At 38.4% G+C, this 12,616-nt stretch carries 12 protein-coding genes and 5 tRNA genes; 10 read left to right on the plus strand and 7 right to left on the minus strand.

Annotation, left to right across the window (positions count from 1 at the left end):
- Positions 1 to 23 precede the first annotated feature (23 nt).
- The gene (gene folB / locus ACPT9C_RS03135; protein WP_005689448.1) at positions 24 to 380 is read right to left on the minus strand and encodes a dihydroneopterin aldolase; all 357 of its coding nucleotides are present in this window, start codon (positions 378 to 380) and stop codon (positions 24 to 26) included.
- A gap of 82 nt (positions 381 to 462) precedes the next feature.
- On the opposite strand from folB, the gene plsY reads away from it, so the two are divergent.
- From plsY to rpoH, 5 genes are all read left to right on the plus strand, one after another.
- Positions 463 to 1,062: a glycerol-3-phosphate 1-O-acyltransferase PlsY gene (gene plsY / locus ACPT9C_RS03140; RefSeq protein WP_111695380.1), complete on the plus strand. Its 600-nt coding sequence runs from the start codon at positions 463 to 465 to the stop codon at positions 1,060 to 1,062.
- Positions 1,063 to 1,102: 40 nt separating this feature from the next.
- Positions 1,103 to 2,806 (plus strand): nitrate/nitrite two-component system sensor histidine kinase NarQ, encoded by a 1,704-nt coding sequence (gene narQ / locus ACPT9C_RS03145; protein ID WP_118879876.1) that lies wholly within the window; start codon positions 1,103 to 1,105, stop codon positions 2,804 to 2,806.
- 9 nt (positions 2,807 to 2,815) lie between these two features.
- The gene (gene murB, locus ACPT9C_RS03150) at positions 2,816 to 3,841 is read left to right on the plus strand and encodes a UDP-N-acetylmuramate dehydrogenase (protein WP_118879875.1); all 1,026 of its coding nucleotides are present in this window, start codon (positions 2,816 to 2,818) and stop codon (positions 3,839 to 3,841) included.
- A 23-nt stretch (positions 3,842 to 3,864) separates the two neighbouring features.
- A complete protein-coding gene (locus tag ACPT9C_RS03155) occupies positions 3,865 to 4,176 on the plus strand; it encodes a DUF2322 family protein (protein WP_005660660.1) in 312 nt (103 codons plus the stop codon).
- Between the two features lie 137 nt (positions 4,177 to 4,313).
- Entirely contained in the window at positions 4,314 to 5,159 is an 846-nt protein-coding gene (gene rpoH / locus ACPT9C_RS03160) for an RNA polymerase sigma factor RpoH (protein ID WP_118879874.1), read from the plus strand.
- A gap of 40 nt (positions 5,160 to 5,199) precedes the next feature.
- Here rpoH and dusC read toward each other — a convergent pair whose 3' ends face one another.
- The 6 genes from dusC to gltX all read right to left on the minus strand — a co-directional run bounded on the left by dusC (position 5,200) and on the right by gltX (position 10,201).
- Positions 5,200 to 6,132 (minus strand): tRNA dihydrouridine(16) synthase DusC, encoded by a 933-nt coding sequence (dusC, locus tag ACPT9C_RS03165; protein WP_118879873.1) that lies wholly within the window; start codon positions 6,130 to 6,132, stop codon positions 5,200 to 5,202.
- Positions 6,132 to 6,998 (minus strand): co-chaperone DjlA, encoded by an 867-nt coding sequence (gene djlA, locus ACPT9C_RS03170; protein WP_118879872.1) that lies wholly within the window; start codon positions 6,996 to 6,998, stop codon positions 6,132 to 6,134. The genes dusC and djlA overlap by 1 nt, the downstream gene beginning before the upstream one ends.
- 78 nt (positions 6,999 to 7,076) lie before the next feature.
- Positions 7,077 to 7,718 carry an orotate phosphoribosyltransferase gene (pyrE, locus tag ACPT9C_RS03175; protein ID WP_005686697.1) on the minus strand — a complete coding sequence of 214 codons (642 nt, stop codon included), beginning with the start codon at positions 7,716 to 7,718 and terminating at the stop codon, positions 7,077 to 7,079.
- Positions 7,719 to 7,741: 23 nt separating this feature from the next.
- Complete coding sequence (gene rph, locus ACPT9C_RS03180) at positions 7,742 to 8,458, minus strand: ribonuclease PH (protein ID WP_118879871.1); 717 nt, start codon at positions 8,456 to 8,458, stop codon at positions 7,742 to 7,744.
- Positions 8,459 to 8,602: 144 nt separating this feature from the next.
- Positions 8,603 to 8,678 (minus strand) — tRNA-Ala (locus ACPT9C_RS03185).
- 80 nt (positions 8,679 to 8,758) lie between these two features.
- Positions 8,759 to 10,201, minus strand: a complete 1,443-nt coding sequence (gltX, locus tag ACPT9C_RS03190; RefSeq protein WP_116938145.1) for a glutamate--tRNA ligase — start codon at positions 10,199 to 10,201, stop codon at positions 8,759 to 8,761.
- Between the two features lie 170 nt (positions 10,202 to 10,371).
- Between gltX and ACPT9C_RS03195 the strand changes: the two genes are divergently transcribed.
- From ACPT9C_RS03195 to lpt6, 5 genes are all read left to right on the plus strand, one after another.
- Positions 10,372 to 10,447: transfer RNA gene (locus tag ACPT9C_RS03195), tRNA-Val, on the plus strand.
- 43 nt (positions 10,448 to 10,490) lie between these two features.
- Positions 10,491 to 10,566, plus strand: a tRNA-Val gene (locus tag ACPT9C_RS03200).
- A gap of 58 nt (positions 10,567 to 10,624) precedes the next feature.
- Positions 10,625 to 10,700: transfer RNA gene (locus tag ACPT9C_RS03205), tRNA-Val, on the plus strand.
- 51 nt (positions 10,701 to 10,751) lie between these two features.
- Positions 10,752 to 10,827: transfer RNA gene (locus ACPT9C_RS03210), tRNA-Val, on the plus strand.
- 121 nt (positions 10,828 to 10,948) lie between these two features.
- On the plus strand, positions 10,949 to 12,604 hold the full coding sequence (lpt6, locus tag ACPT9C_RS03215) for a phosphoethanolamine transferase Lpt6 (protein WP_118879870.1): 1,656 nt from the start codon (positions 10,949 to 10,951) through the stop codon (positions 12,602 to 12,604).
- The last annotated feature ends 12 nt before the right edge of the window (positions 12,605 to 12,616 follow it).

Consider the following 12,616-nt stretch of genomic DNA (forward strand, 5'->3'; position numbering starts at 1 on the left):
TTTTAATAGCCATTGTCGCTACATTATTTTAAACATCCACGTATAATCAATACGCCAACATTTCGAGCTTGTGCGACAGCTTTTGGTTTACTCAGTTTAATTTTTAATCCTTGAAGTTGATAACGTGATTCAAGCAACTCTGCCACTTCATAAGCCACTCGCTCAATCAACAAGAAAGGTTTACTTTCCACATAATCAATTATCACTTGGCTCACTTCAGCGTAATTTAAACAATAGGCAACATCATCCGTTTCTGCTGCTTGTTTACAATCCCACGCCATTTCCAAATCAAACACGAGTTTTTGCTTTATTTGTTGTTCCCAATCATATACACCGATTTGTGCAAAAACAGTCAATTCTTCAATAAAAATACGATCCATAAGGTTTCCTCTAAAATTATTGTAGGCGTATGCTATCAACTTTGGGTAAAATAACGAACAGTTTTTCTTGCTGGAGTACAAAATGAGCCTTTTCGCCCTTTTTTATATGCTTTTTGCCTATCTTTTAGGCTCTATTTCCAGTGCGATTTTAATTTGTCGCCTTACTGGATTGCCTGATCCTCGTCAAAATGGTTCACACAATCCTGGTGCGACGAATGTATTACGTATTGGAAATCGTAAGTCTGCCTTGGCGGTGCTTATTTTTGATATGTTAAAAGGGATGATTCCTGTATGGGCAGGTTATTATTTAGGTTTAACCCAATTTGAATTAGGGATGGTCGCACTTGGTGCTTGTTTAGGGCATATTTTCCCCATTTTTTTTCAATTTAAAGGTGGCAAAGGTGTTGCAACTGCCTTTGGAGCAATCGCACCGATTTCTTGGGCTGTTGCAGGTTCAATGTTTGGTACGTGGATCTTTGTTTTTCTTATTAGTGGCTATTCTTCATTAAGTGCGGTACTTACGGCGTTACTCGTGCCTTTTTATGTGTGGTGGTTTAAACCAGAATTTACTTTTCCTGTTGCCTTGGTATGTTGCCTATTAATTTATCGTCATCACGATAACATTCAACGCTTATGGCGTGGTCAAGAAGATAAAGTTTGGGCTAAATTTAAAAAGAAATAAAAATTCTACCGCACTTTTTTAATTTCCACTGGAGTTTTCTGTGCATACCAAGCGTTCTGTTTCAACTCGTATTGCTAAATATTTATTTATTATTTTAATTGTTGCTGGCGTGATTAGTTCTCTGAGTTTAGCGATTATAAGTAGTAATAAATATGATGCGAAAGCTATTAATATTTCTGGTTCATTACGAATGCAAAGTTATCGTTTGCTTTACGAAATGCGGACACAACCAGAAAGTATAGAAAATAATTTGCGTCGTTATCAGGTTAGCTTACATTCTTCTGCATTACTGGAAACGCAAAATCAATTTTTTACACCTAAAGCAGTGAAATTATCTTATCAAACCATTTTGCGACGTTGGGCGATAATGGAAAAATATGCACGTCAGTATGATGTGAAAAATTATAGTGAACAGCTCACAGATTATGTTGCAGATGTTGATCATTTTGTGTTTGAATTACAACGTTTTAGCGAGCAGAAATGGATTTTAGGCGTATCGGTGCTTTTTTTCGCTATGTTGTTAATTTTAGCTATGGTGTCTTATGTGATTTGGTACACACAGCGAGAAGTTGTGAAACCTTTGCATTTAATGACAAAAGCCAGTATGCAAGTGCAAATGCGTCAATTCAATCATATTCCGCTTGACACGACTAAACAAAACGAACTTGGCACGCTGGCACGTGTATTTACACAAATGTCCACAGAACTAGGACAACTTTATTCACGTTTAGAAGAAGCTGTAAACGAAAAAACGCAAAAGTTACGCCAAACTAACCGCACTTTAAGCACACTTTATCAAAGTGCTCAACTTCTGAATACAAACACAATTAACGATAAAATTTTAAATCAAGTTTTGAATTACATTTTTATTAGCGAGCATTTGAACTTCGTTAAAGTGGAAGTGATGGGAGCTGAGCATTGGGATATTACATTGGGTGAGCGAGAAACCGATAGTGCATTACAAATCGAACCCCTTTCTGTGGATAACGAAGAATTAGGTGTACTCTCTTGGCAAGCGGGACTACCTTGTCCAGATCCCCGCATTATGCAAAATTTAGCACAAATGCTTGCTCGTGCGCTTTATTTCCATAAAAATTTACGCCAGAAAGAACAGCTTTTATTAATGGAAGAACGCTCAATTATTGCGCGAGAATTGCACGATTCCTTAGCACAAGTCTTATCATTTTTACAAATTCAACTTACTTTGCTCAAACATAATTTGAAGAAAGAAGACGAACAATCAAGAGAAAAGAGTTTGACGATTATTACCGATTTTGAACAAGCCCTTTCTGGTGGTTACGCACAGTTACGCGAGCTTTTAGCCACTTTCCGTTTAACCATACAAGAAGCGAATTTACAACTCGCTTTAGAACAGGTAATTAATTCTTTACGCACTCAAACTTCAATGCAAATGAATGTAAAAAGTCAATTACCCTCACAAAGTTTAAATCCTCAACAGTTAGTGCATATACTTCAAATTGTGCGTGAGGCAACAACCAATGCAATCAAACATTCTCAAGGCACAGCAATTGAAATAAGTGCAAGAATTAATGCAGAAGGCGAATATGAAATTTTAGTTGAAGATGATGGGGTTGGCATTCCAAATCTTGAAGAACCAGAAGGGCATTACGGCTTAAATATTATGGCGGAACGCTGTCGTCAGCTTAATGCACAATTGCATATTCATCGCCGTGAGCAAGGTGGTACGCAGGTAAAAATCACTTTGCCGCATACATTATTTTAGGACATCAAAATGCAAAATTTACAGCCTTTTCATACTTTCCACATTCAATCTAATGCACGTGAAATTATTGAAGCACATAGCATCGAACAGTTACAACAAGTGTGGGCGTATTCTAAATCAGAAAATTTACCCGTACTTTTTTTAGGTCAAGGCAGTAATGTTCTGTTTCTGGATAATTTTAATGGCGTGGTGGTTTTAAATCGTTTAATGGGGATTACGCACGAACAAGATGCAAATTTTCACTATCTTCACGTCAATGGCGGCGAAAATTGGCATAAATTGGTGGAATGGTCTATTAATAATGGTATTTATGGCTTAGAAAATCTGGCTTTAATTCCTGGCTGTGCAGGATCTGCGCCTATTCAAAATATCGGTGCTTATGGCGTTGAATTTAAAGATGTGTGCGATTATGTGGATGTACTTAATTTAAACACGAATGAAACCTTTAGACTCGACACAGAACAATGTGAATTTGGTTATCGTGAAAGTACTTTTAAACATCGTTATCAGCAAGGTTACGTGATTACAGCGGTTGGATTAAAGCTTAAAAAAGATTGGCAGCCTATTCTAAAATATGGTTCGCTTGTAGACTTCGATCCAAAAACTGTCACGGCTAAACAAATTTTTGATGAAGTCTGTCATATCCGTCAAAGTAAATTACCTGATCCAAATGAAGCGGGTAATGCAGGGAGTTTCTTTAAAAATCCAGTTGTCAGTTCAGAACATTTTGAGGAAATCAAAAAACATCACAAAAATCTACCGCACTTTCCACAAGCAGATGGCTCAGTGAAATTAGCGGCAGGCTGGCTGATTGATCAATGCAATCTTAAAGGTTTTCAAATAGGAGGGGCTGCGGTTCATAAAAAACAAGCATTAGTGTTAATTAACAAAAGTGGGGCAACAGGACAAGACGTAGTCAAACTTGCCCATCACGTTCGCCAAACTGTTGCAGAAAAATTCGGTGTATATTTGCAACCTGAAGTAAGATTTATCAGTGAAACTGGCGAAGTAAATAGCGAGCAAACTATCACATAATTTTATAAACTAAGGATAACACTATGAACTTTAAAGAAATTTTAGAAACCTTGCCCAACATCGATCATCTAACGGGTTTAAATGTGATGAATGGAGAAACTATTATCCATAACATTCCTGCGATACAAGGTAAATTAGGATCGCTTCGCCTTTATAATGCGTTGGCTGAAAAATTTAACGGGAAATTAAACCGCACTTCCGCACAACAAGGCGTTGAATGGTTTGCAGAACACGTAGAAGATGCTAAAGCAAATCCAGGCAAACATCCAAACATTGATTTACTATTTAAAGTGGTTGATGAAAATCTTAATTTAACCCTCATTCCACTTTGCTAATTAATCAGAGTTATTTAGAATAATTGAACTTTTGATTGATAAACCCTGTCTTATTAACAAATTGGTTCAATAAGATAGCTTATTGTGCTATAACTAAGTACATTGATTGGCAAAAGCCAAAATAAAGAAGGGAAACGATGGATAAAGAAACACAAATGATGTTAGTTCCTCAAGGCAGTATCGAAGGTTATATTCGTGCGGCAAATGAATATCCGATGCTGACCGCAGAGGAAGAAAAGGAATTGGCAGAACGTTTGTATTATCACGAAGATTTAGATGCAGCGAAAAAACTCATTTTGTCGCATCTTCGTTTCGTGATCCATGTTGCACGTGGCTATTCTGGCTATGGTTTGCCACAAGCTGACTTAATCCAAGAAGGCAATATCGGCTTAATGAAAGCTGTTAAACGTTTTAACCCTGAAGTTGGTGTACGTTTGGTGTCATTCGCCGTACATTGGATTAAAGCGGAAATCCACGAATATGTGCTTCGTAACTGGCGTATCGTAAAAGTAGCGACCACGAAAGCTCAACGTAAATTATTTTTCAACCTACGCAAAACTAAACAACGTTTAGGCTGGTTCAACGAAAATGAAGTTGATATGGTGGCAAATGAATTGGGTGTTTCCAAAGAAGATGTGATCGAAATGGAATCGCGTATGAGCGGTGCCGATGTAGGTTTTGATTTACCTACTGATGATGCAGAAACAGAGACCTATTCTCCATCCCTTTATTTGGAAGATAAAAGTTCTAATTTCGCTGCAGAGCTTGAAAATGAAAACTTTGAAAGCCAAGCCACTGAGCAACTAAGCACGGCATTACAAAGTTTGGATGCGCGCAGCCAAGATATTATCAAAGCTCGTTGGTTAGATGATAACAAAGCAACATTACACGACTTAGCGGCAAAATATAATGTCTCTGCGGAACGTATCCGTCAATTAGAAACCAATGCACTGAAAAAATTAAAAAGTGCGGTGAGTTTTTAAATCATTTAGAAAAAGAAAACCTGCTGATTGGCAGGTTTTTTTATTTGTCATTTAAACGTAATTTCAAATCTTCAGCAGTTTGGCAAGTCTTAATCTTATCAAACTCTTGGTTCGCCTCATCATATTCCTTATTCAAATAACGTAACCATTGTTTAATTCGTGCCACGTGATAAAAACCGCTGTCATATTCATTTTCGACCTTAGCGTATTTTTGCAAGATTTTTTGAATCTCACGCCAAGGCATTTTTTCTGCATTTGATTTTAGAACATGACTTAAATTCGGAATATTCAACGCACCTCGTCCCACCATTAAATCCTGACAACCTGTTTGAGATAAGCAATCTTGCCCATCTTGCCAATGCCAAATTTCTCCGTTAGCAATAACAGGAATGGATAAACGCTCTCGGACTTTACCAATTTTTTTCCAATTAATTCTATCAGCACGATAACCATCAGTTTTTGTGCGTCCATGCACTGTAATTTCGGTTGCACCACCTTGCTCCACCGCATCAGCGATTTCAAAAGATTGAGAAATATCATCCCAGCCTAACCGCACTTTTACACTAACGGGGAATTCACTTGGCACGGCTTGGCGTAAGGCTTGAGTTGCACGATAAATCAATTCAGGCTGTTTCAATAATGCCGCACCACCATTACTGCCATTCACTGTTTTAGAAGGGCAACCACAATTTAAATCAATGCCATGAGAACCAAGCTCGATTGCACGAATTGCATTTTCAGCAAGGTATTCTGGATACTGCCCTAGCAACTGCACTCGCACAGGCGTGCCTGAAGAAGTAAAGCCCTGATTTTTTAATTCAGGGCATAAACGATAAAATACTTTTTCAGGAAGAAGTTGATCAACCACGCGGACAAATTCTGTTATACATAAATCGTAGTCATTCACTTCGGTGAGAAGTTGGCGTACAAAGGGATCTAGAACCCCTTGCATAGGTGCAAGAATAACACGCACTATTTCCAGCCTTTTGCTTTACAAATTAAATCGTAAGCGGCTTGAATCTGTTGAGTTTTTTCTTTTGCCATTTCCATCATTTCTGGCGGTAAACCTTTCGCCACGAGTTTATCTGGATGGTGTTCATTCATTAAACGACGATAAGCGCGTTTTACTGCTTGTTGCTCGTCGGACTCAGTCACACCCAATACTTTATAGGCATCATTTAAAGTTGGACCTGAAGCATGTTGGTAACCACCACTATTTTGTTGCTGATATTGGTAGCCACCTTGATATGCACCTTGTTGATATTGCTGATAAAAACTGCCTTGAGTAAAAGCTCGAGCAGCCATTTCCATCGCAATCATTTGTTCAAATTGCATACGAGAAAGACCAAGTTCTTCAGCGATCACATAAAGTACTTCTTTCTCATTTTCGTGAAGTTCTGAATCGGCAAAAGCCGCTTGAACTTGCACTTGTAAGAACATTCGCAATAAATCAGTACGTTGCCCACAACCAATGCGAAATTCACGGATCACTTGACGAATTGGGAAATCAGATTCTTTACCACGACGAAACGCATCCTGTGCTAATTTACGCCCTGCATCATCTAGTTTAAGCTGAATCATTAATTGATTAGCTAATTGGATATCTTCTTCTGTTACACGCCCTTTCGATTTGCTTAAATGCCCTAGCACTGCAAAGGTGGTTTGCATAAACAAGTCTTGACGCGTTGTTTTCTTTTTAAAGAAACTAGAACTTACCGAACCAAGTTCATACAATTTTTTATCTGCGATGGAGCCTAAGATTAGCCCAGCAATCGCACCAAAAAATCCACCAACTTTCCAACCTAAAAATACGCCTATAATTTTTCCAATAAAATTCATTCTTTCCTCTGTTAAGTCAAAGTGCGGTTATTTTTATAATGTTATTTATAATGATAACAAAAATTTATTTCTCAAGTTTTATACGCCAAATTCGGCACGATAAGCACGCATTTCTGGCAAATGGCTACTGTATCGCGGATCTTGTTCAATAAATTGCATCAAATCATCTAAATCAATAATTGATAACACTTGGCATTGATAATCACGTTCTACTTCTTGAATTGCTGAAAGCTCGCCTTTTCCTCGTTCCTTACGGTTTAAGGCGATTAATACTGCCGCAAGCTCTGCCTGATTTGCACTGATTAATTCCATAGATTCACGAATTGCAGTACCAGCCGTAATCACGTCATCCACAAGCAAAATTTTTCCTTGCAATGGACTACCAATTAAATTGCCGCCCTCTCCGTGATCTTTCACTTCTTTGCGATTAAAACACACGGGTTTATCAATACCATAACGATTAAATAACGCCACCGAAACTGAAGTGCCAATTGGAATACCTTTGTAAGCCGGGCCAAAAACAACATCAAAATCTACCGCACTTGCCTGAATTGCCGCAGCATAAAACTCGCCTAAACGCGCTAAATCTGCCCCCGTATTAAACAAACCTGCATTGAAAAAATACGGACTTTTACGCCCCGATTTCAAAGTAAACTCGCCGAATTTCAATACATTTCGGCTTAAAGCAAATTCGATAAAATCGCGTTTATATTGTTCCATTTTTTAATCCCTATAAACTATGTTTATAAGCCTAACGCTTCGCGTTGAGCGATGAAAATTTGATTACAGCCTTGTTTCGCTAAATCTAATAATGTTAATAATTCTTCATGGCTAAATGGCTCGCCTTCTGCGGTGCCTTGTACCTCAATCATGCGACCATCTTCCATCATCACAACATTCATATCAGTTTCTGCTGCAGAATCTTCCACATATTCCAAATCACAAACGGCTTGCCCCTCAACAATCCCTACAGAAATCGCCGAAACTAGACCTTTAATTGGGTTAGTTTTTAACGTGCCATTCTCAATTAAACCGTTGATCGCATCACATAATGCGACAGCAGCACCAGTAATGGATGCGGTACGTGTGCCGCCATCTGCTTGAATAACATCGCAATCTAAAGTAATCGCACGTTCGCCAAGTGCTTTGAGATCCACCATCGCACGCAAAGAGCGAGCAATTAAGCGTTGAATTTCCATTGTGCGTCCGCCTTGTTTACCTTTAGCCGCTTCACGTTGCATACGACTATGTGTTGAACGTGGCAACATTCCATATTCAGCCGTGACCCAGCCTTGTCCTTGTCCTTTTAAGAAACGTGGTACAGCATCTTCCACTGTTGCAGTACAAAGCACTTTGGTGTCCCCAAATTCAACAAGCACGGAACCTTCAGCGTGCTTGGTGTAATTACGGGTAATTTTAATTTGGCGGAGTTGATTATTTTCTCGATTATTTGGACGCATAATTATTCCTTGATATGGTTTCTAACGATGTAATAAAAAAGCGTACTATTCTAGCACGCTTTGATTTTTATTTTTGTTAAAATTCACTAAGATATTGATTATTGATAATAAAAAAGCAAGGTAAGTAACCTTGCTTTATTAATTTGGTGGAGATAATCGGGATCGAACCGACGACCTCTTGAATGCCATTCAAGCGCTCTCCCAACTGAGCTATATCCCCATAAAAGACAGCAATATGATAAAATTTGACTATGTGGCTGTCAATACGATTTTATTATGTGTTTGTTATCCGATTAAATATTAAGCGTTTTGTGCATTAATAAAATCAATTGCGCGCTGAATACGTGTAAGTACACGATCTCTGCCGATACCGACTAGGGTAACATCCATTGATGGAGATTGACCAGAGCCTGTCACAGCAACACGTAATGGCATGCCAACTTTGCCCATTCCTACTTCTAATTCAGCAGCCGTTTGCTCAATCGCTTCGTGAGTAGAATGTAAATCCCAGCTAGAAAGTGCGGTTAATTTTTCTTTTATTTTTGTAAGCGCTTCAACAGCATTGCCTTTGAAATGTTTTTTCGCTGCAGGTTCATCAAAGGTTTCAAACTCTTCAAAGAAATAGCGGCTTGAGCTAGCCATTTCTTTTAAGGTTTTGCAGCGTTCCGCAAGCATAGAGACAATTTCAGTTAATGCAGGACCATTGGTTGTATCAATGCCTTGATCTTTGTAATGCCATTCAAGATGTTTAACCACATATTCTGGCGGTAATTCACGGATATAATGTTGATTCAACCATTGTAATTTTTCAGTGTTGAATGCACTAGCTGATTTGCTAACGTGATCTAATTCAAAATAATTGATCATTTCTTCGCGACTGAAAATTTCTTGGTCGCCATGTCCCCAGCCTAAACGCACAAGATAGTTGATTAAAGCTTCTGGTAAGTAACCATCATCACGATATTGCATTACGCTCACTGCACCATGTCGTTTAGAGAGTTTTTGACCATCATCTCCATTAATCATGGAAACGTGCGCATAGGTTGGAATTGGGGCTCCAATGGCTTTTAAAATGTTAATTTGACGTGGCGTGTTGTTGATATGATCTTCGCCACGGACAACGTGTGTGATACCCATATCCCAGTCATCTACAACCACGCAGAAGTTATAAGTTGGCGAACCGTCTGTGCGACGAATAATAAGATCATCAAGTTCACTGTTGCTGATTTCAATGCGACCACGTACGGCATCATCAAATACTACCGAGCCTTCAGTTGGATTTTTGAAACGTACAACGTGAGGTTCATCTGGAGAGCGGATGTGATCGTGTAAGCAGTGGCGGTCATAACGTGGTTTTTCTTTATTTTGTTCTTGAGTATGACGAAGTTCTTCTAAGCGATCTTTAGTACAATAGCAACGATATGCTAAGCCTTGTTCAATCATTTCATCGATCACTTGGTTGTAACGATCAAAGCGTTTAGTTTGGTAATAAGGGCCATGCTCCCACGGAAGATTTAACCATTCCATTCCTTCAATAATTGCAGCTGTTGCTTCTGGTGTTGAACGCTCTAAATCTGTGTCTTCAATTCGTAATACAAATTCGCCGTTATTATGTTTTGCGTATAACCAGGAATAAAGTGCGGTACGTGCGCCACCTACATGTAAATAACCTGTAGGGCTAGGAGCAAAACGAGTACGCACTTTTACATTTGGATCTAAATTAAAAGGAGTATCTAGTTTCATTTTTATAACCTATCTTCAATAAAATATTAGTCGTTATTCTACTACGACTTGTTTGACTTCTAAATAAAAAAGCGGATTTTATGCTTATTTTTACGACAATTAAACAAAATTTAGTAAAAAGGTATTGACTGAAAATGCATTCTCCCTATAATGCCAACCCACAACATTAAGGGCGATTAGCTCAGTTGGGAGAGCACCTCCCTTACAAGGAGGGGGTCACTGGTTCGAGACCGGTATCGCCCACCACTTCTCTAAAAAGTGTTCTTAATGTTACTAAGTTTGACCAAGCGGGCGATTAGCTCAGTTGGGAGAGCACCTCCCTTACAAGGAGGGGGTCACTGGTTCGAGACCGGTATCGCCCACCACTTTTCTAAAGTGTCCTTTCCGCTCAAACTTTCCCTTTATATTTAAACGCTTTCTAGTGGGCGATTAGCTCAGTTGGGAGAGCACCTCCCTTACAAGGAGGGGGTCACTGGTTCGAGACCGGTATCGCCCACCACTTAAAAGTGTTTAAATAAACCGAAAATTTAGGGTTTTCCTTAATATTATCGGGCGATTAGCTCAGTTGGGAGAGCACCTCCCTTACAAGGAGGGGGTCACTGGTTCGAGACCGGTATCGCCCACCACTTTATTTTCAAATTATCTAAATAATTTTCTTTTCCCCTTCAATCTATTACGTTTACGTGATAAAGTGTTCAGATATTGTCATGTCTCATTTTAGTCTGTTATGCATCATAGGGAAAATTTATGATCGCTTATATTTTCTTAGCTTTATTCACGATTGCGGCAGTGATTTTTATCATAAACTCCCATTATCGTTGGACTTATTTCTTTGCTATCGCACTCTTTTCTTTTTTATTTGGCGGTATGCTTATGGTTTCCGGCCAATGGCAACGTGCTTTAAATTTTTCATCTGTGCTTTTTGTGGTACTGATGTTATTTCACCGTTTAAAAATTCATTATTACAAACAACCTTTGCTAATTTCAGATTTCTTTCTTGTGGTGGATTGGCGAAATTGGGAAACTTTAATTCATTATAAAGGTGCATTGTTTGACGTTATTGGGCTACTTTCGTTATTAGGTTATGCGATTTTTGGTTTCAATGATATCGAGTCTTTAGGGGTATTAGGTAACAGCATTGGAGCGTTATTGTTTATCCTTAGCTTTAGTTTGATGTGGCATTATTCTAAAAAGCCAAGTGCGGTGCAAGTTTGGTTAGATTCTTTGCCTGATGATGGTCGTGATGTATTTTTAAATTTACCAATGTCTTGCCGCGGTATTTTTTTCAAAGTGCCAAATTTTGATGGCAATAGCCAAAATTTTATTGAAAAAATGACCGCACTTTCATCTGATACAAACAACCTATCTGAAACAAAACCCGATATTGTTGTAACATTAATGGAATCCACGCTGAACCCTCATCAATTTGCTTTTAGTCAGCAATCTATTCCACCACTTTCCATGTTTGAACCCCAAAATGATACGGTATTTACTTCGCCATTGCGTGTACATACTTTTGCTGGCGCAACGTGGAAATCAGAATTTGCTTTTTTAGCCGGTGTGCCTTCGACTGATTTTGGCACGTTAGCAAGTGGCGTTTTTTATTCTGTTGTACCGCACTTGCAATCAGGTTTAGTGAAAAATCTAAAAGCACAAGGATATTTTTGTGTTGCCTTGTCGCCTTTTACAAAAGGTAATTACAATGCGAAATCCGCTTATGATCATTTCGGTTTTGATTTGATGTTACAGCCGCAAGATCTTGGTTATCCTGCACCTATTAGTAAAAATCTTTGGGATATTAGTAGTGAAGAAATGATGAAGTACACCCGAATGATTTTGGAAAAACAGCATCCTGCGTTAGAAAATGTAGATCAGCCAATGTTTGTTTATGTATTGACTATGCGTGAACATGGTCCATATGAATTGGGTATGGAAAATACATTTAATCTTCAAATGCCTAATTTAGGGGCTAAAAGTATTTCTGCATTGAATGACTATACTCAACGTATTGTCGCATTGAATGATGCGATTGAAGGAATGAATAACTATTTACATGAACGTAAAAAGCCTTTTGTGCTAGGTTATTTCGGTGATCACCAAGTGGCATTTGATAATGTTATCCCACCGAAGAAAGGGGATTATGCACAACCTGATTATGTGACACAATTTGTTGTAAGAAGTAATTGTAGTCATCAATTTAAGCAAGAACAAAAGTTTTTAGATCTTGCTTTTGCTGGAGGTGTCTTGATGAATGTAGCTGGATTATCAGCAGATGATGAATTTATGAAAGCGAATATGGCAATGTGCAAATTGAGTAATGGCAAATTAGAAGATTCTTCTGATATTCAGCTACTCAATGATTATCGCCATTATTTGTATCAAACATTGGCGATTGCCCGATAATTTTCTTAGATC

Source organism: Haemophilus sp. HN_Hi16, assembly GCF_049823435.1.
GTDB classification, from domain to species: Bacteria; Pseudomonadota; Gammaproteobacteria; order Enterobacterales; family Pasteurellaceae; genus Haemophilus; species Haemophilus influenzae_D.